Genomic DNA, 26,581 nt, shown 5'->3' with positions numbered 1-26,581 from the left:
TGCCCGCCTGCCCGCCTGCCCGCCTGCCCGCCTGCCCGCCTGCCCGCCTGCCCGCCTGCCCGCCTGCCCGCCTGCCCGCCTGCCCGCCTGCCCGCCCGCTGCCGGTCCCGGATACGTGGACGCACGCACGCGCGAACGCCGCACGGCGCGCCCCGGGTCGGGAGCGCGCCGTGCGGCGTTCGTGTGGTGCGGGACGGCGGTCGGCCAGGTCAGCAGGCTTCCTGGGTGACGGTCGCCTGCGACCGGTCGGGGACGGGCGCGGGAGTCGTGGCGGCCACGGACGGGCCGGCGCTACGGCGGGACGGCAGCGGCAGCCGGCCCTCGGCGAGCGCGAGCGCGGAGATGACCACGGCGCCGCCCACCGGCACGTTCCACGTCACGGACTCGCCGAGGGCGGACGCTCCGACGATCACGGAGAACACCGGGACCAGGTAGTTGACGCCGGAGGCCGTGGTGGGACCGGCGTCCGCGATGAGCCGGTTCATCAGCACGAAGGCGATACCGGTGGACGCTCCGCCGAGGACCAGGAGTGACAGCAGCGGGCCGGCCGTCAGCTCGCCCGGCAGGTCCCAGCCGATGGTGAACGTGGTGATCAGACCGGTGATGACCATGGCGGAGGTGAGCTGTGCGGCGGTCACGGCGAGCGCCGGGATCTTGTGCGGTGCGATGAAACGACGCAGGTAGACGAAACTGATCGCGTAGCTGACCGCCGCCCCGACGCAGGCCAGTTGGCCGCCGAGGGAACCGAAGCCGTGGGTCCGCCACGGTCCGACGACGACGATCAGTCCGACGAAGCCGATGACGAGACCGGTCACCCTGCGGGCCGTGGGCTTCTCCGTGCGGATGGCGAGGGCCGCGAGGCCGAGCGTGACCAGCGGGGTGGCGCCCTGGATGACACCGGCGATGGTGGCGGTGGTGTGCTGCTCGCCGACGGCGAAGAGGGTGAACGGCACGACGTTGCCGAACACCGAGGCGACGACGATGTGTCCCCAGACCTTCCGGTCCGGGACGGAGCCCTTGGTCACGGCGAGGATCACCGACACGACGAGAGCGCCCACGAGGAGGCGGCCGAAGGCGAGTTGGAGGGGCTCGAAGGCGTCGAGCGACACCTTGATGAAGGCGAAGCTGCATCCCCAGAGGGCGGCGAGCAGGCCGAAGCGGGCCCAGTTGACGGGGTTCATGTGTGACTCCTGGAAGGTTCGAACGGTTGGGGGGAACGGGCGGGGACGGGGAGGGAGACAACGGGGAAGGGAGGGCCGGCCCGGAACGTTCGGCCCGGAACGTTCGGCCCGGAACGTTCGGCCCGGAACGTTCGGCCCGGAACGTTCGGGCCGGGCCGAACGGGCGGGCACGGCCGGGGAGGGACACGCCCGGGGGACCGGCGCTCGTGCGGCGGACGCCGAATGGTCAGGGCTCGTCGATCTCGAACTGGTCGTACTTCTCCATGAGCGCCACCATCTCGGCCCGCGTCGGGGCGTTTCCGTCGGCCAGGAGTTCCGCCAGGCCCGTGAAGTAGCCCTCGCGGTTCTCCGCCGGCGTGAAGATGATCAGCATCTCCGCCGGGGCGTCGCTCTCGTTGCGGAAGCCGTGCACCGCGTGCTCGGGCACGTGCAGCAGATCGCCCGCGTGTGCCTTCTGCCAGCCCGTGCCGTCGTGGACGGTGACCTCTCCGGAGAGGACGTAGAACGTCTCGGAGATGCGCGTGTGGTAGTGCGGGGCCGCTCCGGCGGCGCCGGGGAGCATGTGGTGGTGGAAGATGCCGAGTCGGCCGTCCGTCGTCTCGGCGAGTGCGATGTACCGGGTGGTCGTCGTCTCCCCGATGCGGACCCTGACGGCGTCGCCGAACCTCTTGAGCGTGGAGACCAGGAGTGTCACGAGACGTCCTCCCACATGCTCAGGTAGCGCTCGCCCGTGTCCGGCAGGACGGTGACGACGGTCCGGTCGCGGTACTCGGGGCGGGCCGCCACCAGGTGGGCGGCGTGCACGGCCGCACCGGACGAGACCCCGACGAACAGGCCCTGGCCGGAGGCGAGTTCACGAGCGGTGCGCAGCGCGTCCGTGTCGCTGACCGTGATCACCTCGTCGATCAGGGAGACGTCGGTGGTCGGGGCGACGAACCCGCCGTTGAGGCCCGGGATACGGTGCCGTCCGGGCTGTCCGCCCGACAGCAGCGGGGACCCCAGCGGTTCGACCGCGACGATCCGTACGCCCGAGTCCTGCTCCCGCAGGTGGCGGGCGATGCCGGTGAGGGTCCCGCCGGTGCCGACCGCGCAGACGAGCGTGTCGACGCGGCGTCCGGTCGCGGTGAGCGCGGCGGTGATCTCCGGTCCGGTGGTGGCGTAGTGCGCCTCGACGTTGTCCGCGTTCTCGTGCTGGCAGGGGAACCAGGAGCCCGGGGTGGCCGCGTGGATCTCCTCGGCCTTCTCGATCGCGCCCGGGTAGCCGCGGTCGGCGGGGGTCTGGACGACCTCGGCACCCAGCGCCGCGAGCAGCCGGACCCGCTCGGTCGTGGCGTTGTCGGGCAGGACGATGACGCAGCGGTGGCCGCGGGCGGCGGCGAGGGCGGCGAGTGAGATGCCGGTGTTCCCTGACGTGGCCTCGACGATCGTGCCTCCCGGCGCGAGATCGCCCCGGGACTCCGCCGCCTTCAGCATGTAGAGGGCCGCCCGGTCCTTGCTGCTGGACATCGGGTTGGCCGCCTCCAGCTTGGCCAGGATCTCCGCGCCCGCCGCCAGTCCGTCGGTCCTCAGGCGGACCAGGGGCGTGGCGCCCACCAGGTCGTCGATGCCGTCGGCGACGGCCGGCCGGACCAGGGGCGGTCGGGAGGTGTGCGGTGCGAGAGTGCGCATGATGTGATTCCTCGTCAGTTCTGGTACGGGGGACGGTGGTCGGGCCCGTGGCTACAAGGAGGTTCCGGAGACGTAGGGCGCGGTGCCGGACTACCAGGAGCCGGCCGAGGCGATGCTCGCGATGACGTCCTCGGAGGGGCGGCCCCGCCTGCCCGTCGTCGCGGTGGCGGCCAGCATCCGCGTTCCCTCCGGAACGTCCTTGTTGACCAGGGCCTGCGCGCCGATGACGGCGTCGTCGCCGACGGTCACCGGGCCCAGCACGGTGGCGTTGGTGCCGAGGACGACGTTGCGGCCGACCACCGGATGCCTGCGGGCGCCCTGCGGCCGGTTGTTGTCGCTCCACCAGCCGACCGCGCCGAGCGTCACCTGGTGGTAGATCGTCACGTCGTCGCCGACCGTGCACGTCTCGCCGATGACCACGGCGGCTCCGTGGTCGATGAACACGCGGCGGCCCAGTACCGCCCCGGGGTGGATCTCGACGGCGGTCAGCCGCCGTGCCCAGCGGGCCAGCAGCCGTGCCGCCATCCGGTGCCCCCGGGTGTGCAGCCGGTGGGCGACCCGGTGGGTCCACAGCGCGGTCAGCGCGGGATGCAGCGCCGCTTCCAGCCGGCCCCGTACGGAGGGGTCGCGCTCGACGACGACGTGCAGGTCCTCGCGCATCAGACGCAGCAGACCGGTACCGGTGAGGTCGGGAGCAGTGGCGGTCGGCACGGCACGGCCGGCGTCCGCACCGGCCCGTCGGAAGGGCAGTACAGAGGCGGGCTCCTGGGAAGTGGCGCTCACGGGGGGCTCCAGTCGGGGGAAGGGGGGCGGCCGCGGAGGGGTCCGGGACGGGGTGGGGGGTGCTTCTGCTCCCGGCGGAGCGAGGGGGATCCTGACGGCCGCCGTGGTAGGTCGAGGTCCCGGACAGAGCCTGCCTCGCCACGTTCCCGATCCCTTCCCGGCCGGTTCCCCGGTCACCGGTCCACGAGAGCCGCGATCCGGCCGCGGCCGGGAACGCACGGGGAGGGATCCGGGAACGGCCGCCGGGACACTCCCGTCGAGCGCCACTCCGCGCCGGGACGCGCGGGGCACGACCAGGAGATCCGGTCCGGCGCCCTTACGCGCAAGGAAGCAACCACCCATGTACGAACCATCAGTTGTCCGGGGCACGTGGGACATCGGCGGGCATCGCGTCCGCCCGGTCCCGCCCGCCGTCGAGGAGACGAGGAGCCAGCCATGAGCGCGACGGCCGACCGCCACCGAGAGCCCGACCCTCCGGAGAGTGCTCCGCAGCGTCTGCTGCTGCTCTGTCCCTCACCCCGCCTGGTGCGCGCGGCCGTCGCGGCCGGGTTCGCCGTACGCGTGCTCACGGACGGGGTCCCGCCCCGCGACGCCTGTCTTCCGACCGAAGTGCCGTGGGAACAGCTCGACTTCACGGACGGGGACGCCCTCGCCGGGGTGATCGAGACGTCGGCCCGCGTCCACGGGAGCCAGCGGCTGCTGGCCTGCGCCGGCACCGCCGAACTCCCCGCGGTCGCCGGGACCGCCGCCCGCCTGGGACTGACCCCCAACCCGGCCGACGCGGCCCGGCTGCTGGGCGAACCCGCGGCGATGCGGGCCCTGCTCAACGGCAGCCGGCACTCGTACGTCCCCGCCGCCCGGGCCCGTACGGCGGAGGAACTGCCCGCCGCCGTCGAGGAGATCGGCGCGCAGGTCACCGTACGCACCCTGCCCGCCTGCTCCGGGATCGCCGGCCCCCGGGACGGCACGGCCGGTGAGCGCTCGTATCTGGTGGAGCAGTACCTGGAGGGCCCCGAGTACGGCGTCGTGACCCTCACCGTCGACGGCATGCACCGGGTGGTGGGTGTCGTGGCCCTGCACGGCGCCTGGCATCCGAGCAGTCACCTCTTCCCCGCACCCCTGGGAGAACGGGACGAGGCCGAGGCGCGCGCGATCGTCACCGAGCTTCTCGACCTCGCCGGTTACGAGTTCGGCTACGCCTACACCGTGGTCGTCCTGACCGCCGACGGACCACGCGTGGTGCGTGCCCGGGCCACCTGGCCGGACGAGCCGCTTGCCTCGCTGATCGAGCTCGCGACGGGCTTCGACGCCGACGAGGAGCTCGTCCAGGCACTCGCCGGGAAACCCGTGAACGTACCGGCCGCCGACCGGTACGCGGCCGTCGCGTCCTACCGGCTGCCGACGGGACGGCTGCTGTCGGTGTCCGGCCTGGAGGCGGTCTCCGAACTGCCCGGCGTCCACCGGGTGCACTTCCCGTACGCGTCCGGGGACGACATCCCCGGCCACGGCTCGGGCGCGGAGGGACACGTGATGCTGAGCGCGGAGTCGGCGCAGCAGGCCGCCGAGACGGTCACCGCGGTCGGACGTCTCCTGCGCGCGGAGGTGAGCCGGCGACCCGACCACATCTGAGCCCGCCGCGCCCCCGCGCGTCCGGTCGACCCCGTTCCCGAAGACCGCCCGTACGGCCCGAAAGGGGTTGTGCGGGCAGTCTTCTTCGGCGCCGCCGAGAGGGTGCCAAGACGGGGTTCCGAGCCCCGCCGACGCCGTTCCCGGGCGCTTCCCCGTCGTGCCCGAGAGGGCGGTAACGGACGCGGAACGGGCCGGGAGCGCCGGACGCGACCTTTCTTTCTGTCAGCACCGCACCGCGACGACAGAAGGCGGACATCATGATCAGCAAGGGCTTCGGAACCTCGGCGGGCTTCTTCGCCTACGCGGCGATCACCCTGGCCCTCGGCGCCGGTATCGCCGCCGGCGCGACGGCCGCGGGCCCGGTCTCGGACGAGGGCCCGAACGCCGTCTTCGGCATCTCGCTCGCCGGGCACACGGCCCCGAACCACAGCCTGCTCCTGACGCCCGCCTCCGACGAGGGCCCGAACGTCGTCACGGCCGGTACGACCGGGGACGAGGGTCCGAACGTCGCCGCCGGAACGGCCGGTGACGAAGCCCCCGACGTGACGGCGGCGGGCGCCCTCGGCGACGAGGGTCCGAACGTCGCCGCCGCCGGCGCCGACGGAGACGAAGGCCCCAACGTGGTCGCGGTCGCCGCCGAGGGTGACGAGGGTCCCAACGTGGTGGCCGCGGGCGCGGACGGTGACGAGGGCCCGAACGTGGTGGCGGCGGGTGTCCAGGGTGATGAGGGGCCGAACGTGGTCACGGCCGGTGCGGACGGTGACGAGGGGCCGAACGTGGTGGCGGCCGGTGCGGACGGTGACGAGGGTCCGAACGTGGTGGCGGCCCGGGCGGACGGTGACGAGGGGCCCAACGTCATCGCCGCCTGAGCGTGCGGCGAGCGGCCGGGGCGCCGGGTCCACCGGTCGCCGCGTCCGCCTCACCCGCTGAACCGCGCACCCCATGCCGATGCCCGCCGCGATCAACGGCGGGCATCGGCATGGGGTGTTCGGGCCGGCGGTCGCACGGAACACGCGCGTGGCCGGTCCGTTCGGTGGCCGGACGGGAACGTCAGTCCCCTCGGCGGACCCGTCCCGGGATGGCCATGGCCTGGAAGGCCTCCTCGGCGGCGATGCCCTGTTCGGCAGCCCCCGTCGCGTCCCCCAGTGCCGCGAGCGCCTGGGCGACGCCGTCCAGGGCGTAGGCCTCCTCCACCCGGTGGCTCAGCCGGGCCGCTGAGGTGTGCGCCTGTCGGTGGAGTTCCAGTGCCCGCCGGTGATCGCCGCCACGCCGGAAGAACCGCCCGGCGGTGTTCCACACGGTGGCCTCCCGTACGGGCGCGTCCTCGAGACCCTTGGTGGCGAGGGCCTCCTCCGCCCAGTGCAGCACCTGCTGCCGGCGCCCGAGCCGGCCCTCGGCCTCAGCGGAGAGGACGAGCTGCAACGCCCGTTCGGCCGGGGCCAGTACACCGGGGGCGCGTTCACGGGCCGCCGCCAGGGTACGGGCCGCCGTCTCGACGTCACCCATGGCGAGCTGGATCTGCGCGAGGTCGTTCAGTCCCACGAGTTCCTTCTCCAACGCGCCGATCTTGCGGGCGAGTTCGATCGACCGGGTCGCCGCCTGCACCGCCTGCGCGAAGTGACCGCGTTCCATGTAGACGCCGCTGACGTTCGACAGGGACTCCGCCTCGGCGCGTTCGGCGCCCAGTTCGCGCTTGAGGGCGATCGACTGCTCCAGCCGGGGCAGTGCTTCCTCGAAGCGGCCGGTGGTGGCGAGCAACAAACCCAGCACCCCGGTGTCCTTGGCCTGTCCGCGGCGGTCACCGAGGTCGACCGCGAGCCGGTGAGCCTCCACCGCCGCCGCTATGCCGTCCTCGAACCTGCCGCGCTTCCAGCAGGCGACCGCCAGGTTGGACAGGCTCAGCCGCAGGAGATCGGCTTCGCCGAGACGGCGGGCGGCGGCGAGCGCGGTGTGGCACAGCGCGAGGAAGTCGTCGAGCCTGCCCCGCAGATCGAGGTGGAAGACGACGTTCGCCGCGAGCAGCGCGACCTCGCGGTCGAGCCCCCGCCGGAAGGCCAGGGCGATCGCCGCGAGGAGACTGTCCTGCTCGCGCTCGAACCAGTCGCGGGCGGCCTCCGGCGTGCCGAGCGGGGCCAGCTCGGGACGGAACGAGGGCGTCGGGCGGCCCATCCGCACCCTGCCGGGGAAGAGCAGGTCGCAGGCGGCGTCCGAGGCGGTGATCGAGAACTCCAGCAGCCGGCGGACCGCACCCGCGGCCTCCTCGCTGAACTCGCCGGTGCCGCCGGAACTCCGGGCCCGGGACAGCATGTGGGCGAAACTGCGCACGAGGTCGTGGAACGCGTAGCGGCCCGGTTCGTGCTGCTGCACGAGGTGCATGTCGAGGAGGTATTCGAGGATGTCCTCCGCGTCCCGGACGCCGAGGTCGAGCAGCGCCGCCGCCGTGTAGACGTCGAGGTCGGCGCCCGGGTGCTGGCCCAGCAGCCGGAAGGACTTGCGGTAGCCGGCGTCCAGGCCCTCGTACGACAGACGCAGGGTGACCTCCACGCTGCGCTCGCCGGCGCTGAGTTCCGCGAGGCGGTGGGTGTCGTCCCGGAGCCGGTCCACGAGGTACCGCACCGTCCAGCGGGGCCGTTTGCGCAGCCGGGCCGCCGCGATGCGCAGGGCGAGCGGTAAGTGCCCGCTGAGGTCGGCCAGTTCGGTGACGGCGGCGGCCTCGGCGTGCGCCCGCCGCTCCCCGATGATGCCGACGATCAGGGCGACGCTGTCCGGCGGCGCCATGGTTCCCAGGGAGACGGAGTGGGCCGCGTCGAGGTCCACGAGCAGGGCGCGGCTGGTGACGAGGACGACGGTGCCGGTGGGTGAGGCCAGTAGGGGCTTCACCTGGGCCTCGTCGACGACGTTGTCGAGCAGCAGGATCATCCGGTGCCTGGTCATCGTGGACCGCCACAGGGCGATGCGGCCCTGCGGGTCGTCAGGGATGCGCTCGCCGGGAACGCCGAGCATGCGCAGCAGTGCCTCGGCCGCGGCGGCCGGCGCGAGCGGTTCCTCGCCCGGGGTGTAACCGCGCAGGTCCAGGTGGAGCTGTGCGTCGGGGTAGCGCTCGGCGAGACGGTGGGCCGCGCGGACGGCCAGGGAGGTCTTGCCGCTGCCGCCCATGCCGTCGATGGCGACGATGAGTGGGCCGGAGCCCGTGGCGTCCTCGACGAACCCGAGGAGCTTGTGCAGTTCCTCCTCGCGGCCGGTGAAGTCGCGCAGGTCGTAGGGGAGGGTGGAGCGGCTGCCGGTCACCGTCGGAGCCGCCGTGGGATCGGCCGTGGGCGGCGCGGTCAGTGCGGGGTCGTTGCGCAGGATGGCCTGGTGCAGCTCGCGCAGTGCGTCGCCGGGCTGGATGCCGAGCTCCTCGTCGAGCACGGCGCGGATCGTGCCGTACTCCTCCAGCGCCTCCGCCTGCCGGCCCGAGCGGTACAGGGCGAGCATCAGCCGGCCGCGCAGCGTCTCGCGCAGGGGGTTCCCGCCGATGGCGTCGCGGATCTCGGCGATCAGCTCGGCGCTCTCTCCGGCGTCGAGTCGGAGGTCGAAGAGCTGCTCCACCGCGGTCATGCGCCGTTCCTCCAGCGAGGCGGAGGCCGCGTCGACGACCGCTCCGCCGCTGCCGGACAGCACGGGGCCGCGCCACAGGGCGACGGCTTCGCGCAGCAGTGCCGTGGCCTCCGCGGGAAGACCGGCGGCCGTGTGGTCGCGGGCCCGGCGCAGGGCGTCGGTGAACTGGAGCAGGTCGAGCTGGTCGGGTGTCACGGCGGCGCGGTAGCCGGGACCGTCGGTCGCGATGAGGGTCCGTCCGTCCGGGATGCGCTGCCGCAGCTCGGCGACGGCCTTGCGGACCTGGTGCGCGGCGGTGGCGGGCGCGTCCTCGTCCCAGACGGCCTCGACGAGCCGGTGCACCGGCAGCACGCGCTGCGGTTCGAGGAGCAGCGTCACCAGGACCCGTTCGCTGACGGGGCCTCCGACGTGGACGCGTTCGTCCCCGTCCCAACATTCCAGGGATCCGAGGATGCGAAAGCGAATCGGCGCTGGCTGGCGCATGGCGCGGGTCCTCTCCTCGGTCCGGGTGCGGCCGCCGCACCACCGTTCGTCCACAGAGGGGACCCGCGTGACAGGACCGGAGACGGCGTCCCGTTCCTTCACGTTCTGCAGGGAACGGCACAGGGCGGCCGTCGTCGACGTTCACATTCTGACCCACGATGTGTACTGACGGTCGCGGCTTCATGGCTCTCACATCCGGGGCAGGGGACGCGCTGGCGGGTATCGGACAAGTTTTCGCAAGGGTCCCGACCGGGCGCGGACCGTTGGCACGGGGGAGGGCCGCTCACAACGGTCGCCCCGCAGAGGCGTCTTGTGAGCCCAGGGCCACCGATGCCGAGCGAGCGAGTGCGCGGGTAGCAGGCGAGGCCGGAGCCGGGGACGGCTCCGTACAGGCGTTGTAACGGCACGTAGCGGCCCGCCCGTTCCCGGCGTGGCTCGTCAACGGCCGCAGAGGTCAGTGCCTTTGTGCCCGTTCACGGCCGGAGGGTGCCCGTCTCGTGCCCGACCGGCGGCCTCGGAAGGCGGGCAAGTCGCCCTGTGCTCGCGGCCCATGAACACGTAAAGCGGCCTCCCGGGCGTACGGCCAGCGCGGGGCGCCCGCCGTGCCGCGGAGCCCGGCACCCTCGCGCGGCGCATCACCGATCGGGCCCGCGGGCGGAACGGTGCATCAGGTTGTGAACGCGGGCAAGGCCCGGGACGCGCCCGCGCGGACCCGCCCCGCAGACGGCGGACGGCCGGCGGCGTCCCGCCGCCGGCCACCCACCGTGTCCGCCCGCACCCGTCAACGGCGCCTCGCCAGAGCGGGTTCGGCGTCCCGCGGCGCCGACGAGCCGTCCCCCGATTCCTCGGCGGGCGCGTCGGCCAGGACACCTCCTCGGCCCCAGTGATCCTGCTCGACGTCCCGCACGAGCACGGTCACGGCCTCTCTCGGGCATCCCGCGATCCGGGCCAGCGTCGTGGTCAGTTCGTCCACGAGATCGGCTCGTTTCTGTCGGTCGTTGCCCTTCCACCAGTCCACGGTCACCACAGGCACGGTTCTCTCCTCACTTCTCGGGGCCGACGAGGCCCTCGGTCGCGGGGAACTGGTCGAACCTGCGCGCCAGTTCCTCCATCATCTCGGGGGTCGGTTCGGGCGAGGAGGTCAACAGCTCGCCCAGTTCGCGGAAGTACCTCTCCCGGCCGCCGTCCGGGGTGAACATCACCAGCAGCGTCGCGGGGTCGACGCCGGGGTTGCCGAACGCGTGGGTGGTCCCGGGCGGCACCATCATGAACGTGCCCGGACCCGCCACGCGCCGCTCCCGGCCCAGCGTGAGCAGCACGTCGCCGCTCGCCACGTAGAACATCTCCGTCAGCTCGCTGTGGAAGTGGAGCGGTGCTCCCGGGGCGCGGGGCGGCAGCCGGTGCTCGGTGAGGCCGAACCGGCCGGACGTGTCGTCCCCGGTGACGAGGAAGGAGACCGGGGTGCCGCCGACGACCGTGGTGGGGCCGGTGCCGGGGTCGATCACGCGGGGCAGCGTCACCGCTCGCCTCCGGCATCCACCCCGGCGGACGCGGCACGGGGCGTGAGCGTCCGCAGGGCCACCGCCGCGGCGACCAGGGCGAGCACGGCGGTCAGCGCGTAGGCCCGGCCGAACGCCCCGCCCCCGGGCGCGTCGCCGAGCACGAGGACCAGCACGGCCAGCCCCGTCGCGCCGCCCGTGTACTGCGTCGTCGTCAGGACGGCCGACGCGGTCCCCTGATCGCTGTCCGGCACGTCCTTCGTTCCCGCGATGTACATGCCCGCGAAGGCCATGCCCTGGCCGAGCCCGCTGACCAGCAGACCCGGCAGCACGGCGGTCCAGTAGTCCGAGCCGCTCGTGCCGAGGCCGAGCAGGGCCAACCCCGCCGCGCCGACCGCGAATCCGGTGGCGAGCGTGGGACGGATCCCGCAGGACCCGGCGAGCCGGCCGGTGACGAGGTTGCCCGCCACCACGCTGAGCGCCAGCGGCAGGAAGGCGATGCCGGCGCCGAGCGGGCCGTAGCCCCACACGTTCTGGAGGAACAGCGTGATCAGGAAGAACTCCGCGCCGACGCTCGCCATGTAGAGGGCCGACATCGTGCTCGCACCCGCCAGCGAGCGGACCCGCAGCAGCGCCGGGGGGATCAGCGGAGTGGCGGCCGGGCGACGGTCGTACGCCGACCAGGCCGTGCCCAGCGCGACGGCGGCGGCGAGGCAGCCGAGGCACGAGGCGGAGGTCCAGCCGTCGACGGCGGCCTGGGTGAGCGCCGCCACCAGGAAGAGGACGGCGCCGGTGAACAGGGCCGCGCCGGGGATGTTGAGACGCCGTACCGAGGCCTGCGTGCGCTCACCGGCAGGCAGCACCCGCAGGGCGAGGGCGAGGGTGACCAGGATGAGCGGCACGTTCACGAAGAACACCCACCGCCAGGAGAGCGCTGCCGTCAGGACACCGCCGATCAGCACACCGGCCGCGAGCCCCACCGCGCCGATCGCGCCCCAGATCGCGAGCGCCCGGGAGCGGACGGGACCGGCGGGGAACGCGGCCCCGATGAGGGCCAGCATGGCCGGTGTCAGGGCGGCGGCGCCGATGCCCTGGACGGCGCGGGAGGCGACCAGCAGCCACTGGTCCCCGGCCAGTCCGGCCGCCAGCGAGCCGGCGCCGAACAGGCCGAGGGCGCCGAGGAAGAGCCGGCGCGGGCCGGTCAGGTCCGCGGCGCGGCCACCGACGACGAGGAAGCTGGCGAAGAACACGGCGTAGGCGGACACCACCCACTGGAGCCGCTCCGGCGGGAGCCCGAGTCCCGATCCGATGCTGGGCAGCGCCACATAGATGATCGAGTAGTCGAGCGCCACCAGGAACTGGGCGATGGACAGGGCGAGCAGCGCGGCCTTCATGCGCCCGCTGAATCCGGTCACTTCGGGGGCGGAGGTCTGGGAGGCGGAGGCGGGGGAGGTCTGGACGGTCATGTCAGGGCTCCGGTCGGTTCCGGGCGGGTCCCGGCGAGGTCGTGGGGGGTGACGGCGGTCCCGTGCGGGAGCGCGCGGATCACGGAGGGGAAGTCGGCGACGACGTGGTCGGCGCCGGCCGCCGTGAGGTCTTCGGCGGAGTCGACCCCGTACGCGACGCCCACGGTGCGCAGGGCGGCGGCCCGGGCCATCGCCATGTCGGTGACGGTGTCCCCGACGTACCAGGACCGTGCCGCCGGTGCGCCGAGGTCGGCGAGGGCGCGCAGGGCCATGTCGGGGTGGGGCTTGCCGCGTTCGACCATGTCGTGGCAGACGACGGTGTCGAAGCGGTCGAGAATGCCGGTCGCCTCCAGCAGCGCGAGCGCGCTGCTGGAGATCTTGGAGGTGGCGACCCCGAGGAGGTGCCCCGCCGCCCGCAGCCGGTCCAGGCCTTCGGGCACGCCCGGCAGCAGGAGCGCCGGGCCCTGGCTCAGGACGTCCGTGGCGAAGCGGCCGCGGTAGCGGGCGGCGGCCTCGGCCGTCACCCCGTCGTCGACGGAGACGCCCAACAGCCCGGCGAGGGAGGCCTCCAGGGGCTTTCCGACCGTCGCCAGCACCTGCGGGCGGCTCGGGGAGGCGCCGAGGCCGCGCACCACGTCACCGATCAACTCGGCAATCGCGGAAGGCGTGTCGGCGAGGGTGCCGTCGATGTCGAAGACGATCGCGGAGGTCATGCCGCGGCCTCCGTGTCCGGTTCGGCGGTGGCGGCGTAGGCGACGGCGAGGAGTCCGGCGAGCCGGGCGGTACTGATGAGCACCTCGCGGTTGGCGGCGGCGGAACGGCCCTCGGTGGCCCGCGAGACCGCCTTCATCAGATACGGGGTGGCGGCGGGACCGCTCACTCCGTCCTCCTCGGCGGCACGCAGCGCCTCCTGGATCACCCCCTCCATGAGGTCGCTGTCCAGGGCGTGTTCCTCGTCGATGGGCGCCGTGATGAGGGGGCCGCCCGGCAGCCCGGCCGCCCAGTGCATCCGCACCGCGTGCGCGACGTCGCCCGGGTCGTCGATCCGCTTCGGGACGCGCAGCCCGCTGGAGCGGCAGTAGAAGGCGGGGAAGTGGTCGAAGCGGTAGCCGATCACCGGCACGCCCAGCGTCTCCAGGTACTCCAGGGTCAGCCCCAGGTCGAGGATGCTCTTGGCGCCGGCGCAGACGACGGCCACCTTGCTGCGGGTGAACTGGACGAGGTCGGCGGAGATGTCGAAGCTCTCGCTCGCACCCCGGTGGACGCCGCCGATGCCCGCGGTGGAGAAGAACGGGATACCGGCGAGGTCGGCGGCCACCAGGGAGGACGCCACCGTGGTGGCCCCCATGCCGCCGCCGGCCAGGACGACGCCGACGTCCCTGCTGGACACCTTGGGCACTCCGGTGCCGACGGCGAAGCGCTCCATGTCGTCGGCGGACATGCCGACGGTGAACCGGCCGGCGTCCAGCCCGACGGTGGCCGGTACGGCACCCGACTCCCGGACCGCCTTCTCGATGGCGAGCGCGGTCTCCACGTTGCCCGGATAGGGCAGACCGTGCGCGATCACCGTTGATTCCAGGGCGACGACGGGCCGGTTCTCGGCCAGCGCGTCACCAACTTCCTCACTGATGCGCAGCAGTGGGTGCATGAGGGGTCTCTCCTGAACGGTCGCTGGGGACGGAGGGGAGGAGCGCGCCAGGCGCGGACATCCGAGTCACCCGGACTGTCCCGAACCCCGTTCCCGTTCCGTTCCCGCCCCGCGACCGAGCAGCGTCACCCGCCGTAGGGAGGGTGACGCTGCGAGGAGGGCGGTACCGAGGGCTTGTCCGTACCGTGGCCGTACGGCCACGTCACGGACAGGCGGCGGTTGCGCCGGAGCCGGAACGCCGAACGTCCGCCGTCACCACCGCCCTCACGAACCGCCTGAGGCGGATCCTCCGTCTAGTACCAACCGGTGCAGCGGATGGGCGTGTTGAAGCCCGAGTCGCCGCAGGCGCGGGCCACCTGGCCGTTGCGGTCGGCGAAGGCCTCCGTCCACACACTGCCGCCGCTCGTGATGGTGGCCTCGCCGAGGTGGCCCTGCCAGGTCCGGCCGCCGTCGTTGCTGCGGTCCACCCAGATGTGCATGCCGGGGCTGCCGCCCACGATCCGGCCCCACACGCAGGTGTTGTTGCCGGACCCGTTGCGGCGCAGCTCGAAGCCCTGGCCCTGGGTGCCGAACGCCGTGTACTGCGTGATCCCGTTGTTGTTGCCGCACCCGTCCGCGGCACCGGCGGTCGTGACACCGGCCGCCGTGAAGAGCCCCGACATCAGGGCCACCGCGGACACGGCACCGGCGATTCGCTTGTTCGTCTGCATGTTGGCTGTCCTCTTCCGAGCGAAGGAGCGAAGCGAAACCGACGAGTCCGCACGCCACCCCGTCACTCCGGGTGCCGGACGGCCCGTCGAACCTCATGGTGGATCGGCGGCCCGGACCATGACCATCTTTTCCATCAGCATGGAAACCTGCAGCTCGAACGGGTGACGGAGGTTTCGGAGACGGGTGAAGTGCTCGACGGGGCCTCGGGGCTGACGCGGCGTCCGCCAGGTCGCGTCGCCACGCTCCGCACACGAAGGCGGCGCTCACTGCGGGCGAGCCACGTCCCGCCCGCAGCTTTGTCTCCACCCCGCGTGACGCGCGTCACGCGCACTGTGACAGGTGAGCGGATCTCGACATACCGTTCGAATGAGTTGTATCGATGCCCGCCAGCGGTCTTTGCCGCTCTTTGACCTGTTGTGGAATCGGGTAATCCGTGGACGCGGCGGTTTGGGCGACTCGCCGACGCGGCCCGAACGTGTTGACCCTCCGTGGGCGCGAGAATTACTGTTCAGGCCATGGTTGCCACGGGGGAAGTCGCTACCACTTACGGTGTTGCTGAAAGTGCCTCACGGGGCAAGGCGAGAGTCATTGATCCGGATGCCCATCGAGGCTGTCCGCTGTGACGGACGCCGTTCCATTTTCTCCTACGCATCGACTCCCTTGCACGTGATCTGCGACTGAAGATCCCGGGGTCGGTGCGGTGGTGCGGTCGATACTCGATGCCGCCGGTGCGGCGCCGATTTTCCCCTGCATTCCTTGGTGTGACGGGACAGTACTGTCCCGTCACTGTGGTGTGTGTGCCCTGAGTCATCAGACGTGGGAGCGAAAATGGAGATCCATCTGCTGGGCTCGTTGGAGATGGCCGACGAGCATATATCGGTGAAGATACCGGGGGAGAAACTGCGCGCCATTGTCGCGACCCTCGCCCTGACACCGAACCGTCCCGTCTCACGCAACGATCTCATCGACGAACTGTGGGGAGAGAACCCGCCGCGTGATGCCGACAATTCACTTCACGGCCACATGGCGCGATTACGCCGCATTATCGCGGCGCGTACCGGGATGGGCAGCCGGCGGAATCTGATCGGAACCTCGAACTTCGGCTACGTCCTCTCGCTGCCGGACCGTCAGATCGACGCCCTGCATTTCTGCGACCTGGTCCGCAGGGCGGCGCCGCTCCAGGACTCCGACCCCGGCGGCGCGGTCCGGCTGCTCACCGAGGGGCTCGCGCTGTGGCGCGGGCCCGCACTGCTCGACGCGGGCCACGGCATGCTGTGCCGGATGGCCTCCACCCGCTTCACCGAGACCCGGCTGACGGCCTACGAGCAGCTCTTCGAGGCCCAGTTCGTGCTGGGCATGCACCGCAACGTGGTCACCGAACTGGAGCAGTTGCACGCCCAGTACCCGTTGCGTGAGCGCTTCTGCGAGCAGTTGATCACCGCGCTGTACAGCACCGGCCGGCAGGCCGAGGCGCTCGACGCCTACCACCGGACCAGGCAGCGGCTGTCCCAGGGGCTCGGCCTGGAACCGGGGCACGCTCTTCGCGCCAGGTTCCAGGAGATCCTCCGGCAGGAACCCCTGCGGACCAGGTAGACCTCGGCGGCGCGGACGCCGCGTGCGATGGCAGAGACGTGCCCATGGCCCGGCATCGGGCCGTGGGCGGCGGTGTCGGAGGGTCCGGGGTCCGGGCGCCCTCAGATCGACTTGGTCACGCGCAGGATCTGCCAGATCGCCCCGAAGCGGGGCCGCCCGTGGAAGGCCAGGTACTCGGGAAGCACCAGCTGCGGAGCCCACTTCTCCTTGTACGCGAGCTGGCTGGCCGAGGGGTACACCTTCTCTCCGTGGTCGGCGAGGAACCGCATGAACTTCCCCGTCACGGGGCTGGCGGCGGCCACCTCGACACCGGGGTCGAGGCGGGTGAACGGAGTGAAGCCGAAGTGCAGCCACTCGGCACCCTCGGTGCGGAAGGTGTCGATGGCGTGGGCGTTGACCGCCTCCATCACACCCGGGGACACGTCGTTGTCGCGGCGGCTGAGGTCGTGCAGCCAGCCGGCCCGGGAGCCGTACGCGGGGGAGTAGGAGATGTACGCGACGACGGAGCCCTCGACGCGGCCGACGAACAGACGGCGCTCGCTCTGCGCGGGCCCGCCGCACTGGCCGACGAGGAACTCGATCTCCTTGACGTGCTTGCCCTTGCTGCGCAGCCAGCGCTGGTCGAGAGCGTCGATCTCGCCGGCCACCTCGTCGTGCGCGACCTCGTCGATCCGCAGGCCACTGCGTTTGGCACGGGAGATCTTGTTGCGCAGCTTCATGAACTTGGAGCCCTTGAGCGTGAACGCGGGCAGGTGCAAAGAGAACGAGGACCCCACTTGGTTCACGGTGAATCCGCAGCGGGCGTAGAGGTCGGCGTCCGAGCGCTGGAGCTGGATTGCGCAAACTTTGCGCCGCTTGGCACGCGCAAATTGCAGGAAGGCGTTCAGGAGCTTCTCCTGTTCGCCTTCGGGGCCGAACACCCCGCCGAACTGCACCAGATAGCCGCCCGCCGTCCGGTAGGCGATGACGCCCTCCGTGCCGGGGGCGAGGAAATACTCGGTCCCGCTGTTCAGCGCCAGGAAAGCGCTCGGGTTCTCGGCATACTTCCGCAGCGGTTGCACAACGGAGTCGAAGGCTACCGATTCCTCAGTCGTTGACATCTCGTTCCCCTGTCGCCCGGCCGTAGCCGACTCGCCTTCACATCCCTTGCCCGCAGATACTCGGACCGCGGTCTTCGATGCTCCTGAAACGGTCGTCTCAGGTCCGTCTCAGAGCCTTCTCAGCCCTCGCTGGAAGATTACTGAGAGCAGCCGGAAGAAGAATGCTCCGACTGTTCGAAGCGTATGAAGAAAGCGGGGACCGCGTGAACGGCACGCAAATGGCGGGGGATGCGCCGCTCACCCAGGAGGATGTCGTCCTCGCCCCTGGGGCCTCGACATATCTCTCCTATGTCGACGGAAAGAACATTCCGAGTACGGAATGGGTCTACGTCCTGGATGCGGCGGCACTTCTCGACGACGCCTTCACGAATCTGACGCTGAAGCGGAAGCTGGAGCGCGGTCAGTGGCACGGCGGTCCGGCGGGGAGCGAGCTGCCGCCCACGATCGTCGGCCGGGTCGCGAAGGCGGACCGCGAGACGGTCGAACACGCGCTCCAGGCCGCCGCCCGGGCCGGCCGCGAATGGTCCGCGGTCCCCCTGGACGTACGCCTGGAACAGCTCGGTACGCTGCTCCACGACCGGCTGGCCGACCGGGCCGAGGAGATCATCGACATCCTGGTCAAGGAAGGCCATCCGCTGGCGCTCGCCCGCTGGCAGGTCTCCGGCATGCTGGAGTGCTTCGGGCCCGAGTCGCTCGGCTTCTACCGCACACAGATGCTCCAGGAGTTCCGGCACGGGGCCCGCGAGATCTCCGTGCGCAGGCAGCCCGACGGCGTCGTCTGCCTCAACCCGCCCCAGAACGCCCCTCTTTCGAGCGCGCTCCTCGGCGTGACCTCGCTCTTCGCGGGCAACGCCCTGGTCGTACGGGCCCCACGCAGCGCGCCGCTCGGAGTGATGTACGTCCTGCACGAGGTGGTGGTGCCCGCGCTGGAGGAGGTCGGGGCCCCGCCCGGCACCCTCGGCGTGGTGTGCGGCGACCCGGCGCCGATGCTGAACGCCTGGCTGCAGAGCCCGCACGTCGACGACATCATGTACTTCGGCAGCAGCGAGAACGGCATCCGGTTCCAGGAGCGCTGCGTCGCCGCGGGCAAGAAGCCGATCCTCGAACTCGCCGGCAACGACGTGGTGGTGGTCTGGAAGGACGCCGACGTCCGGCTGGCCGCCGAGGCGCTCACCGAGAGCTTCTACGGCTCCGGACAACTGTGCATGATCCCCAACCAGGTGCTCGCCCACCCCGACGTCGCCGAGTCGCTGACCGACGAACTCGTACGCCAGAGCGCCCTGGTGAAGCCGGGGCACGCCGGTGACGAGGACGTGCTGCTCACTCCGGTGCTGCGGAACGAGAAGTTCTTCTCCTGCCTCCAGGACGCACTCGACTCGGGCGCCGAACTGGTCTGCGGCGGCCACGCCATGCAGCTCGACGGCGTCCGTGACTCCTCCGGCATCTTCCTCGAACCCACCGTCGTCCTGGTGCGCGGCCTCGAAGGGGCACGCGACGTACGGGCGGTGGCGCACGAGACCTTCTTCCCGCTGCTCCCCGTGGTCGTCGCGGCACGCGCCGACGGCGACGACGAGGAACTGCTGGAGAAGTTCATCGACTGGGTCAACAGCAACGAGTACGGGCTGCGCAACTCCCTGTGGGCCGACGACCGTTCGGTGATCGACCGGTTCACCGCACGGGTCACCAAGGGCGGGCTGCTGAAGGTGAACGACTCGCACATCGGCTTCCTGCCCTACCTGCCCACCCACGGCGGCACGGGCCTGACCGGCGGCGTGTTCGGCGAGGCCAACTATCCGATCCTGCGCACCTCCCACGTACAGGGAGTCAGCGTCAGCGTGCAGGGTCCGCGTCCCCGCGAGGCCGTGTTCGGCAGCGGCCGGTCCCGGTAGCGCCGGCCGCGGCGTTCCGCCGCGGCTGTGTCCCTGCCCCCCCGTGTCCCTGCCCCCCGTGTCCCTGCCCCCGGTATCCCTGCATCCCCCGTGTTCCGAAAATCCACCGACCCTGAGGAAGCCATGCGTTCCCTGGACGCGGCTCGGGAGATCTGCGAGAGCTATCTGCCCGGCCTGCTCAAGAACCTCGATGACATTCCGCTCGCCGATCTGGAGAAGCCGGAGAGCCCCGGCCTCACCCACTTCCGTACCGCCAAGGGCCCCGGGCTGGTGATTCCGAAGGAGTACCAGGGCGCAGGCGCGGACCCGCTGCAGGCGCTCGCCGTCGTACGGGCCATCGGCGCCGTCTCGCCCTCGCTGGCCGTCGCCACGACGATGCACCACTTCTCCGTGGCCACCCTCTTCACGCTCGCCGACTCCATCAAGAGCAGCGGCATGGAGTGGGCGCTGCTCGAAGGCATCGCCGAGCAGAACCTCCTGGTCGCCTCCGGATTCGCCGAGGGCAAGCCCTCGCAGGGCATCCTCACGCCGACCATGCGGGCCACGGCGGCGGAGGGCGGGTTCGTCATCAACGGCTCGAAGAAGCCGTGCAGTCTGTCGCAGTCGATGGACCTCCTGACGGCGAGCGTGGCGCTGCCCACGCCCGACGGAGGCTCCGAGATGGCCGTGCTGCTCGTACCGCGCCAGACCGACGGCATCACCAGCCACCCCTTCTGGCAGAGCTGGGCGCTGGCGGGCGCGGAGAGCAACGAGGTGCGGCTGACGGACGTGTTCGTCGACGAACAGCTGATCATGCGGACCGAACTCGGGGAGGCCGGCGAGCTCGACGAACTGCAGACGGTCGGATTCATCTGGTTCGAACTGCTCATCTCCGCCGCGTACGTGGGGATGGTCTCCGCGCTGGTCGAGCGCCTGTACCGGTCGGGCCGCGGCGGTGAGTCGGACCGGTCGAACCTGATCGCGAAGCTGGAGACCGCGAACCTGCTGCTCGAAGGCGTCGCCCGCATGGTGATGGACGGCGAGCGGGGCAACGAGGCGCTCGCGAAGACCCTGGTGGCGCGTTACGCGGTACAGGACGCGCTCGGCGAGGCGGTGAACCGGGCCGTCGAGCTGCTGGGCGGCATGGCCTTCATCAACTCCTCCGACGTGGCCTACCTCGCGGCCGTCTCGCACGGACTGACCTTCCACCCGCCGTCCCGCACGAGTTTCCAGGGCCCGTTCCTCGAACACGTGGCGGGCAAGCCGCTGCGGCTGGCCTGAGGAGGCACCGTGACGATCACCCCGCTCGCACCGGACGTTCTGCCGGACCGCCATGAACTCGGCCGGCTCTACCGCAGCAGGCTCAGCAAGGGCCGCGCCACCCTCGGGGAGATGTTCGGCGGCCATGTCGAGGTCGCCTCCGAAGGCGCATGGGTCACCACCGGCGAGGGCCGCAGGTTTCTCAACTGCGGCGGCTACGGGGTCTTCCTGACCGGAGCGCGGCATCCCGCCGTCATCCGCAGGGTGGCCGAACAGCTGCACACCCACCCCGTCGCCACCCGCATTTTCCTGGAGCCGCAGGCCGCGCTCGCCGCCGACGCCCTGGTGTCCGTCGTACCGGAGGGCCTGAGCCGGGTCCACTTCGCGGGCTCCGGCGCCGAGGCGGTGGAGACGGCGATCAAACTGGCCCGCACCCGCGGCCGGACGCGGCTCGTCGCCACCCACGGCGGATACCACGGCAAGACGATGGGCGCCCTGACGCTCACCGGAAAGAGCCTCTTCCAGGACCCGTTCCGACCCCTGCTGCCCGACACGACACACGTGCCGTACGGGGACGCCGATGCGCTGTGCGACGTACTCGCACGCATCCCGGGCGAGGGCTGCGTCTTCGTGGAACCGGTACAGGGCGAGGCCGGGGTGGTCATACCGCCGGCCGGCTATCTGACCCAGGTCGCGGCGCTGTGCAAGGAGTTCGACGCCCTCCTGGTGCTGGACGAGATCCAGACGGGCCTCGGACGGCTCGGCACCTGGTGGGGCGCGGACGCCGAGGGCGTGGTGCCGGACATCCTGCTCGTCGGCAAGGGGCTCAGCGGCGGTGTCGTCCCCGTGTCGGCGGTCGTGGCGACGCCGGCGGTGTTCAAGGCCTTCGACCAGGACCCGTACCTGCACACCTCCACCTTCTCCGGGGCGCCGCTCGCCATGGCCGCCGCACGCGGCGCCATCGAGGCGATCAAGGACAACGACCTCGTCACCCGCTCCAGGACGCTCGGCGGGCAGATCCTCACCCGAGTGCGCTCGATCGTCACCGGCCACTTCGGCGAGGTGGTCCGTGAGGTGCGCGGACGCGGGCTGATGCTCGGCATCGAGTTCGCCGAGCCGGGCCCGGCCGGTGACCTGCTCATCGAGCTGATCCAGCACGGCGTCATCGCCAACCACTCGCTCAACTCCCATCTGGTCCTGCGCCTCACACCGCCCGCCGTGCTCGACAGCACGGACCTGGAGTTCCTCTACGAGGCGATGGACCGCGCCTGCCGGACCCAGGCCGCCCGCTACACACCGACCTCAGGAGGTGTCTGACCATGCGCAGCGCACAGGTCACGATCCGCGCGGTCGCCGTCGCGCCCGGCGACGCTTTCGACCGCGTCAAGGATTTCGCCAGCTATCCCGGACTCTCGCCCGTCGTACGGTCCGTGACGGTGACCCGGGCAACCCCCGGGCCGGCGGGCGGGGCCGGCGAGGAACACAGCGACTGGGAGGTGTACTTCCGCAACGGCATCCTGCGCTGGAGCGAGACCGACACCATCGACCGCGCGGGCCTGACCATCGCCTTCACCCAGACCGACGGGGACTTCGCCGAGTTCACCGGCACCTGGCGGGTTCGCGCCGAGGGCGACGACAGCCTGATCGACTTCTTCACCGAGTTCGACTTCGGGATCCCGAGCCTCGCGGGCATCCTCGACCCGGTCGCGGAACGGGTGTTCCGCGAGACGATCGGTCTGGTCGTCACGAGCCTGTTCGCCAAGGCCGAGGTCGTGGGCGACGAGGCACTCGTGCGGGCCGTCGAACTGGCCCGTGAGCGCGCCGAGGAACTCCGGGCCGGGGACGACGCCCCCACCGCGATCACGGCGGGGGCCGCCTGATGGATGCCAAGAACACCTTCGACACCCCCGTCACCTACCGGCTGATCCGCGTCGAGTACGCGGTGGGTCTCGCCGTCGCGGCCGGTTTCTTCCTCGCGCACCTCACCGAGGTGCGGTGGCTGCCGGCCGTGGCCCTCTTCCTCTACATCGACCTCATCGGCTACATCCCGGGCGCGATCGCCTACCACCGCAGCGAGGACAAGGCGATCTCCAAGGCCTACTACGTCCTCTACAACACGATGCACAGCCTGGCCACGCAGACGATCGTCGCGCTCGCCTGGATATGGCTCGCCGGTCCCGAGTGGGCGTTGCTCGTGCTGCCCATCCATCTCTTCGGCGACCGGGCCCTGTTCGGCAACTTCCTCAAGCCCTTCGGCCTGGACTTCGAACCGGTCGCCGACCCGGCGTTCCAGCGCTTCCGGTCCGAGTTCGCGGCCTCCGCCGCGGACGGCACCCGCCTGATCGAGCAGCTCGACGCGAGGCCGACGCCATGACCTCCCCGAGCACGACATCGGCGGGCGCGGCGTCGGCCGGTGCGACCTCCGCGAGTACGCAGACCGCCGCCGCCCGCTGGCCGGCCGGTAGCCGCACCGCGTCGGTCCGCGCCACCACCAGAAAGTTCGCCACCGGGGTGACCGTCCTGACGTGCAGTCGCGATGAGGGCACCCACGGGGTCACCGTCAGCACTCTGACACTCGCCTCGATGAAGCCGCCGATGGTCTCGGTCGCGCTGCGCCGGGACAGCCAGGGCCTCGCCGCCCTGCTGGCGGCAGGCACCTTCGCCGTCAACGTCCTGGGCAGCCAACAGGACCCGCTGGCACGGCACTTCGCCCGCTCCGACCGGGGTGAGGGGCTCACCCGACCCGGCCGCGGCGTCTGGGCGGGACACACCGCCGACGGGGTGCCGGTGATCGGCGGGGCCGTCGGCTGGCTGCAGTGCCGGGTGACGCGCACCGTGCCGGCCGGCGACCACGAGCTGGTCCTCGGCCTGGTGACCGACGCCCGGCTCGGCACCGCGGAGGTCCCGCTGCTCAACTTCGCCGGAGCCCTGCACCGGCTACCGGCCCCCTCCGCCCCGGCTTCCGGAGCCCTGGCCCCTTCCACCCCGGCCGCCGCCCCGCCCGACGACACGACCCGGAGCTGATCATGACCGACACCACCACGGGGACGGCCCCCGATCCCGCCATTCCGTCGGAAGCCGACTGGGACCACGCGCCGTCGCTGGTCGACGGTGCCAACTCCCTCGAACTGACCGCCGCCGAATGCGACTTGCGGTACTGGTTGCGTGCGGTGCCGCAGGGCACGCTGCGCGGCAAGGTCCTCGGCCACGACGAGAACGTACGACCGCACGAGGTGACCCGGCGTCCCGGGCCGCTGAACGAGGCGCTCACCCAGGAGCTGGCGTTCCGTTCCATCGCCGAGGACAAGGCGACGCGCGCGCTCGGCTACATGGTGGCCCTCGCGCCCGACACGGCGACGATGGAGTTCTACACGACCCAGCTGATGGACGAGGCCCGGCACTCGATGGTGTTCCGCAGCCATCTGCTGAGCCTCGGTGTCGCCGAGCACGACCTCTTCGCCACCATCGACAGGCTCGCCGCCGCCGACCGGGACGCCGTGCTCGTGCCGCTGGAGAACCTCGGTCTCGAAGTCCTTCGGGATCAGCAGGACTTCATCGGCGGGGTGGTCGTCCTGACGATCCTCGTCGAGGGTGTCCTCGCGCCCGCCGCACAGCTCTCCGAGCTCAAGTGGCGCGTCTTCGACCCGGCCGCCGCCGATGTCGAGCGCGGCGCGGGCATCGACGAGATCCGCCACCTCACGGTGGGTAGCTCCGTCGCCCGCGAGCACCTGCTCGCGCACCCCGAGGACAAGGGGCGCATCCTCGAACTCATCACTCGTGGACGGAAGTTGTGGGAGAACCTGCCCGCCACGGAGATGACCCTGCGCCGCGAGACCCTCTTCCAGGAGGGCCTGGACGCGCACCGCGACCTCGCGGGCGACTACGAGATCTGGCCGGGCCGCCGCCTCGTCGACACCACCATCGAGGAACGGGTGGGCACGGCCCACGAGTGGTCCGAGTCCATGCAGCGGAAGCGGCTCGTCCACATGGGCCTGGAGGAAGCGATATGACCACCGTCAACGAGAGGGGAGTACGGGACGCCGAGGGCTCCGGCACCCTGGAGGAGATCACCCGGCTGGTCAAGGACGCCGGCCTGATGGATACCCGCCCCAGCTGGTACGTCTACAAGATCGCGTTCAACTTCCTGCTCCTGGCCGCTGGTTGGACGGCCTTCGCGCTGCTGGGCGACACCTGGTGGCAGCTGGCCGTGGCCGTGTTCCTCGGCCTGATGTTCGGCCAGACCGACCTGGTCGGCCATGACGCGGGCCACCGGCAGATCGTGCGGACCCGCAAGGCCAGCAACATCATCGGCTATGTGCACGGCAACCTGTTCACCGGCGTCAGCTTCGGCTGGTGGGTCAAGCACCACACGGCCCACCACAATTTTCCCAACCACCTCTCGATGGACCCCGACATCCTGCGCCGGCAGGTCATCTTCGAGGCCGGCGACCGGGTCAAGCGCACCACGCCGTTCCAGCGGTTCGTGGTCCGCCATCAGTCCTGGATGTTCTTCGTCCTGATCACGCTCGAAGGCCTGCGCCTGCACATGTCGGGCTACGTGGCCGCGAGCAGGGGCGCGATCACCAAGTACAAGAAGTCCGAACTCACCGTCATCACCCTGCACCTGGTGCTCTACGTCGCCGCGCTGTTCACGGTGCTGCCGCCCGGCAAGGCGATCGCCTTCCTCGCCCTCCACCAGGCCGTGTTCGGCTTCTACATGGGCCTGATGTTCGCGCCGAACCACAAGGGCATGCCGGTCCGCGACGGCGAGAAGGAGGACCTGGACTGGCTCACCCGGCAGGTGGTCACCTCCCGCAACCTCAAGCCCAGCCGGTTCAGCGACTTCTTCTACGGCGGCCTCAACTACCAGATCGAACACCATCTGTTCCCGTCGATGCCCCGCACCAACCTGCGCAAGGCGCAGCCCATCGTCAAGGAGTTCTGCCTGCGCAGCGGGCTGCCGTACGTGGAGGTGTCGATCATCGAGTCCTACTCCGCGGTGGCCGACCATCTCGACGAGGTCAGCAACGAGGTGGCGCGGCTGGAGAGCGGGGTCTCATGAACGCCGCGGGCGCGGGCCGGGCGGCGGTCGTGTGCGGACTCGGCACCTGTGTCCCTCCGTACGCGCTGACCAACGAGGAACTGTCGAAGCTCGTCGACACCTCCGACGCGTGGATCCGCAGCCGCACCGGCATCGGACAGCGGCACATCGCCGACGCCTCGACCGCCACGAGCGACCTCGCCGTCGAGGCGGGCGGCCGGGCCCTGAAGTCGGCTGCGGCGCGCGGGAGTTCCGCAGTCGACGCGGTCATCGTCGCGACGACCACCCCGGACCACCCCTGCCCGGCGACCGCCCCCCTGGTGGCCGCGCGACTGGGCCTCGGCACAGTGCCGGCGTTCGACGTGGCGGCGGTGTGCACCGGTTTCCTCTACGGACTCGCCGCCGGGGCGGGGCTGATCGCCGCCGGCACCGTGGAACGCGTCCTCGTGATCGGCGCCGAGACCTTCTCGCGCATCCTCGACCCCGAGGACCGTTCCAGCCGCGCCATCTTCGGAGACGGGGCCGGAGCGGTGGTGCTGCGCGCCGGGGAACCGGACGAGCCGGGCGCGCTCGGCCCCTTCGACCTGGGGAGCGACGGAACAGGCAGCGACCTGATCACCGTACGCACCGGCGGATCCCGTGACCCGTACCCGACAGCCGGGGACGCGGCGGACCCGTACTTCCGGATGAACGGCAAGGCGGTCTTCCGCAACGCCGTCGAGCGGATGGCCGAGTCCTCGCGCCGGGTGCTGGACCGCACGGGCTGGACCGGAGGGCTGCCGGACCTCGTCGTGGCGCATCAGGCCAACCTGCGGATCCTGTACGCCGTCGCCGACCGGATCGGCGTCGACCGCGCGGACTGCTTCGTCAACATCGACCGTGTCGGCAACACCGCCGCCGCGTCCATCCCGCTCGCCCTCGGCGACGCGGACCGCTCCGGAGCCCTGAGCGCCGGCCGCCGTGTCCTCCTGACCGCCTTCGGTGGCGGCCTGACCTGGGGCGCGTGCACGCTGACCTGGCCGGACATCCAACCGGCCTGACCGACCGTGTT

General features: G+C 71.5%; 24 protein-coding genes. 12 read left to right on the top strand and 12 right to left on the bottom strand.

Annotated features, from left to right (window positions below; translation table 11 throughout):
• Positions 1-209 precede the first annotated feature (209 nt).
• The 4 genes from ACIRQH_RS06385 to epsC form a co-directional block, all read right to left on the bottom strand.
• Positions 210-1,181 carry a DMT family transporter gene (locus tag ACIRQH_RS06385; RefSeq protein ID WP_388871083.1) on the bottom strand — a complete coding sequence of 324 codons (972 nt, stop codon included), beginning with the start codon at positions 1,179-1,181 and terminating at the stop codon, positions 210-212.
• 226 nt (positions 1,182-1,407) lie between these two features.
• Positions 1,408-1,875: a cupin domain-containing protein gene (locus tag ACIRQH_RS06380; RefSeq protein ID WP_388871081.1), complete on the bottom strand. Its 468-nt coding sequence runs from the start codon at positions 1,873-1,875 to the stop codon at positions 1,408-1,410.
• On the bottom strand, positions 1,872-2,849 hold the full coding sequence (locus tag ACIRQH_RS06375; protein WP_388871078.1) for a PLP-dependent cysteine synthase family protein: 978 nt from the start codon (positions 2,847-2,849) through the stop codon (positions 1,872-1,874). Before ACIRQH_RS06375 ends, ACIRQH_RS06380 begins: the two co-directional genes overlap by 4 nt.
• A gap of 90 nt (positions 2,850-2,939) precedes the next feature.
• Entirely contained in the window at positions 2,940-3,509 is a 570-nt protein-coding gene (gene epsC, locus ACIRQH_RS06370; RefSeq protein WP_388871147.1) for a serine O-acetyltransferase EpsC, read from the bottom strand.
• A gap of 558 nt (positions 3,510-4,067) precedes the next feature.
• Here epsC and ACIRQH_RS06365 point away from each other — a divergent pair.
• Entirely contained in the window at positions 4,068-5,261 is a 1,194-nt protein-coding gene (locus ACIRQH_RS06365) for a hypothetical protein (RefSeq protein ID WP_404224497.1), read from the top strand.
• Between the two features lie 257 nt (positions 5,262-5,518).
• Entirely contained in the window at positions 5,519-6,130 is a 612-nt protein-coding gene (locus tag ACIRQH_RS06360) for a hypothetical protein (protein WP_404224495.1), read from the top strand.
• Positions 6,131-6,311: 181 nt separating this feature from the next.
• Here the strand turns inward: ACIRQH_RS06360 and ACIRQH_RS06355 are convergent, their stop codons facing one another.
• The 7 genes from ACIRQH_RS06355 to ACIRQH_RS06325 all read right to left on the bottom strand — a co-directional run bounded on the left by ACIRQH_RS06355 (position 6,312) and on the right by ACIRQH_RS06325 (position 14,667).
• A complete protein-coding gene (locus tag ACIRQH_RS06355; protein ID WP_388871070.1) occupies positions 6,312-9,344 on the bottom strand; it encodes a BTAD domain-containing putative transcriptional regulator in 3,033 nt (1,010 codons plus the stop codon).
• 781 nt (positions 9,345-10,125) lie between these two features.
• Positions 10,126-10,377: a 4-oxalocrotonate tautomerase family protein gene (locus tag ACIRQH_RS06350; protein WP_388871067.1), complete on the bottom strand. Its 252-nt coding sequence runs from the start codon at positions 10,375-10,377 to the stop codon at positions 10,126-10,128.
• Between the two features lie 10 nt (positions 10,378-10,387).
• A complete protein-coding gene (locus ACIRQH_RS06345) occupies positions 10,388-10,864 on the bottom strand; it encodes a cupin domain-containing protein (RefSeq protein ID WP_404224493.1) in 477 nt (158 codons plus the stop codon).
• On the bottom strand, positions 10,861-12,309 hold the full coding sequence (locus ACIRQH_RS06340) for an MFS transporter (protein ID WP_404224491.1): 1,449 nt from the start codon (positions 12,307-12,309) through the stop codon (positions 10,861-10,863). Before ACIRQH_RS06340 ends, ACIRQH_RS06345 begins: the two co-directional genes overlap by 4 nt.
• Positions 12,306-13,022, bottom strand: a complete 717-nt coding sequence (locus ACIRQH_RS06335; protein ID WP_404224489.1) for an HAD family hydrolase — start codon at positions 13,020-13,022, stop codon at positions 12,306-12,308. The genes ACIRQH_RS06340 and ACIRQH_RS06335 overlap by 4 nt, the downstream gene beginning before the upstream one ends.
• Positions 13,019-13,957 carry a pseudouridine-5'-phosphate glycosidase gene (locus ACIRQH_RS06330; protein ID WP_404224487.1) on the bottom strand — a complete coding sequence of 313 codons (939 nt, stop codon included), beginning with the start codon at positions 13,955-13,957 and terminating at the stop codon, positions 13,019-13,021. Before ACIRQH_RS06330 ends, ACIRQH_RS06335 begins: the two co-directional genes overlap by 4 nt.
• A 293-nt stretch (positions 13,958-14,250) precedes the next feature.
• Positions 14,251-14,667 carry a glycosyl hydrolase gene (locus ACIRQH_RS06325; protein WP_358817758.1) on the bottom strand — a complete coding sequence of 139 codons (417 nt, stop codon included), beginning with the start codon at positions 14,665-14,667 and terminating at the stop codon, positions 14,251-14,253.
• An 829-nt stretch (positions 14,668-15,496) separates the two neighbouring features.
• Here ACIRQH_RS06325 and ACIRQH_RS06320 point away from each other — a divergent pair.
• The gene (locus tag ACIRQH_RS06320; protein ID WP_358817757.1) at positions 15,497-16,261 is read left to right on the top strand and encodes an AfsR/SARP family transcriptional regulator; all 765 of its coding nucleotides are present in this window, start codon (positions 15,497-15,499) and stop codon (positions 16,259-16,261) included.
• A 101-nt stretch (positions 16,262-16,362) separates the two neighbouring features.
• Here the strand turns inward: ACIRQH_RS06320 and ACIRQH_RS06315 are convergent, their stop codons facing one another.
• Positions 16,363-17,361 carry a DUF2156 domain-containing protein gene (locus ACIRQH_RS06315; RefSeq protein ID WP_358817756.1) on the bottom strand — a complete coding sequence of 333 codons (999 nt, stop codon included), beginning with the start codon at positions 17,359-17,361 and terminating at the stop codon, positions 16,363-16,365.
• Between the two features lie 218 nt (positions 17,362-17,579).
• Here ACIRQH_RS06315 and ACIRQH_RS06310 point away from each other — a divergent pair, with 218 nt between their 5' ends.
• From ACIRQH_RS06310 to ACIRQH_RS06270, 9 genes are all read left to right on the top strand, one after another.
• Positions 17,580-19,250, top strand: coding sequence for an aldehyde dehydrogenase family protein (locus ACIRQH_RS06310; RefSeq protein ID WP_388871145.1), 1,671 nt, complete (start codon positions 17,580-17,582; stop codon positions 19,248-19,250).
• A gap of 123 nt (positions 19,251-19,373) precedes the next feature.
• Positions 19,374-20,510, top strand: coding sequence for an acyl-CoA dehydrogenase family protein (locus ACIRQH_RS06305; RefSeq protein ID WP_358817755.1), 1,137 nt, complete (start codon positions 19,374-19,376; stop codon positions 20,508-20,510).
• A 15-nt stretch (positions 20,511-20,525) separates the two neighbouring features.
• Entirely contained in the window at positions 20,526-21,806 is a 1,281-nt protein-coding gene (locus ACIRQH_RS06300; protein ID WP_404224565.1) for an aspartate aminotransferase family protein, read from the top strand.
• A 2-nt stretch (positions 21,807-21,808) separates the two neighbouring features.
• The gene (locus ACIRQH_RS06295) at positions 21,809-22,369 is read left to right on the top strand and encodes an SRPBCC family protein (protein WP_358817753.1); all 561 of its coding nucleotides are present in this window, start codon (positions 21,809-21,811) and stop codon (positions 22,367-22,369) included.
• On the top strand, positions 22,369-22,863 hold the full coding sequence (locus ACIRQH_RS06290; RefSeq protein WP_358817752.1) for a hypothetical protein: 495 nt from the start codon (positions 22,369-22,371) through the stop codon (positions 22,861-22,863). The genes ACIRQH_RS06295 and ACIRQH_RS06290 overlap by 1 nt, the downstream gene beginning before the upstream one ends.
• Entirely contained in the window at positions 22,860-23,513 is a 654-nt protein-coding gene (locus ACIRQH_RS06285) for a flavin reductase family protein (RefSeq protein WP_404224483.1), read from the top strand. The genes ACIRQH_RS06290 and ACIRQH_RS06285 overlap by 4 nt, the downstream gene beginning before the upstream one ends.
• A 2-nt stretch (positions 23,514-23,515) precedes the next feature.
• The gene (locus ACIRQH_RS06280) at positions 23,516-24,499 is read left to right on the top strand and encodes a VlmB-like protein (RefSeq protein WP_358817750.1); all 984 of its coding nucleotides are present in this window, start codon (positions 23,516-23,518) and stop codon (positions 24,497-24,499) included.
• Positions 24,496-25,551, top strand: a complete 1,056-nt coding sequence (locus ACIRQH_RS06275; RefSeq protein WP_388871049.1) for a fatty acid desaturase family protein — start codon at positions 24,496-24,498, stop codon at positions 25,549-25,551. The genes ACIRQH_RS06280 and ACIRQH_RS06275 overlap by 4 nt, the downstream gene beginning before the upstream one ends.
• Positions 25,548-26,570, top strand: a complete 1,023-nt coding sequence (locus ACIRQH_RS06270) for a beta-ketoacyl-ACP synthase III (RefSeq protein WP_404224481.1) — start codon at positions 25,548-25,550, stop codon at positions 26,568-26,570. Before ACIRQH_RS06275 ends, ACIRQH_RS06270 begins: the two co-directional genes overlap by 4 nt.
• Positions 26,571-26,581: the final 11 nt, after the last annotated feature.

Source organism: Streptomyces sp. NPDC102279 (genome assembly GCF_044766365.1).
GTDB lineage: Bacteria > Actinomycetota > Actinomycetes > Streptomycetales > Streptomycetaceae > Streptomyces.
Note: the sequence above shows the minus strand (reverse complement) of the source record. Positions and strands in the feature narration are given on the sequence as shown.

What these genes read in the sequence shown, in the direction of transcription:
- ACIRQH_RS06385 (WP_388871083.1), bottom strand. Translation starts at nt 1,181, where the DNA reads ATGAACCCCGTCAACTGGGCCCGCTTCGGCCTGCTCGCCGCCCTCTGG.
- ACIRQH_RS06375 (WP_388871078.1), bottom strand. Translation starts at nt 2,849, where the DNA reads ATGCGCACTCTCGCACCGCACACCTCCCGACCGCCCCTGGTCCGGCCG.
- epsC (WP_388871147.1), bottom strand. Translation starts at nt 3,509, where the DNA reads ATGCGCGAGGACCTGCACGTCGTCGTCGAGCGCGACCCCTCCGTACGG.
- ACIRQH_RS06365 (WP_404224497.1), top strand. Translation starts at nt 4,068, where the DNA reads ATGAGCGCGACGGCCGACCGCCACCGAGAGCCCGACCCTCCGGAGAGT.
- ACIRQH_RS06360 (WP_404224495.1), top strand. Translation starts at nt 5,519, where the DNA reads ATGATCAGCAAGGGCTTCGGAACCTCGGCGGGCTTCTTCGCCTACGCG.
- ACIRQH_RS06355 (WP_388871070.1), bottom strand. Translation starts at nt 9,344, where the DNA reads ATGCGCCAGCCAGCGCCGATTCGCTTTCGCATCCTCGGATCCCTGGAA.
- ACIRQH_RS06340 (WP_404224491.1), bottom strand. Translation starts at nt 12,309, where the DNA reads ATGACCGTCCAGACCTCCCCCGCCTCCGCCTCCCAGACCTCCGCCCCC.
- ACIRQH_RS06335 (WP_404224489.1), bottom strand. Translation starts at nt 13,022, where the DNA reads ATGACCTCCGCGATCGTCTTCGACATCGACGGCACCCTCGCCGACACG.
- ACIRQH_RS06330 (WP_404224487.1), bottom strand. Translation starts at nt 13,957, where the DNA reads ATGCACCCACTGCTGCGCATCAGTGAGGAAGTTGGTGACGCGCTGGCC.
- ACIRQH_RS06325 (WP_358817758.1), bottom strand. Translation starts at nt 14,667, where the DNA reads ATGCAGACGAACAAGCGAATCGCCGGTGCCGTGTCCGCGGTGGCCCTG.
- ACIRQH_RS06320 (WP_358817757.1), top strand. Translation starts at nt 15,497, where the DNA reads ATGGAGATCCATCTGCTGGGCTCGTTGGAGATGGCCGACGAGCATATA.
- ACIRQH_RS06315 (WP_358817756.1), bottom strand. Translation starts at nt 17,361, where the DNA reads ATGTCAACGACTGAGGAATCGGTAGCCTTCGACTCCGTTGTGCAACCG.
- ACIRQH_RS06310 (WP_388871145.1), top strand. Translation starts at nt 17,580, where the DNA reads ATGGCGGGGGATGCGCCGCTCACCCAGGAGGATGTCGTCCTCGCCCCT.
- ACIRQH_RS06305 (WP_358817755.1), top strand. Translation starts at nt 19,374, where the DNA reads ATGCGTTCCCTGGACGCGGCTCGGGAGATCTGCGAGAGCTATCTGCCC.
- ACIRQH_RS06295 (WP_358817753.1), top strand. Translation starts at nt 21,809, where the DNA reads ATGCGCAGCGCACAGGTCACGATCCGCGCGGTCGCCGTCGCGCCCGGC.
- ACIRQH_RS06290 (WP_358817752.1), top strand. Translation starts at nt 22,369, where the DNA reads ATGGATGCCAAGAACACCTTCGACACCCCCGTCACCTACCGGCTGATC.
- ACIRQH_RS06285 (WP_404224483.1), top strand. Translation starts at nt 22,860, where the DNA reads ATGACCTCCCCGAGCACGACATCGGCGGGCGCGGCGTCGGCCGGTGCG.
- ACIRQH_RS06280 (WP_358817750.1), top strand. Translation starts at nt 23,516, where the DNA reads ATGACCGACACCACCACGGGGACGGCCCCCGATCCCGCCATTCCGTCG.
- ACIRQH_RS06275 (WP_388871049.1), top strand. Translation starts at nt 24,496, where the DNA reads ATGACCACCGTCAACGAGAGGGGAGTACGGGACGCCGAGGGCTCCGGC.
- ACIRQH_RS06270 (WP_404224481.1), top strand. Translation starts at nt 25,548, where the DNA reads ATGAACGCCGCGGGCGCGGGCCGGGCGGCGGTCGTGTGCGGACTCGGC.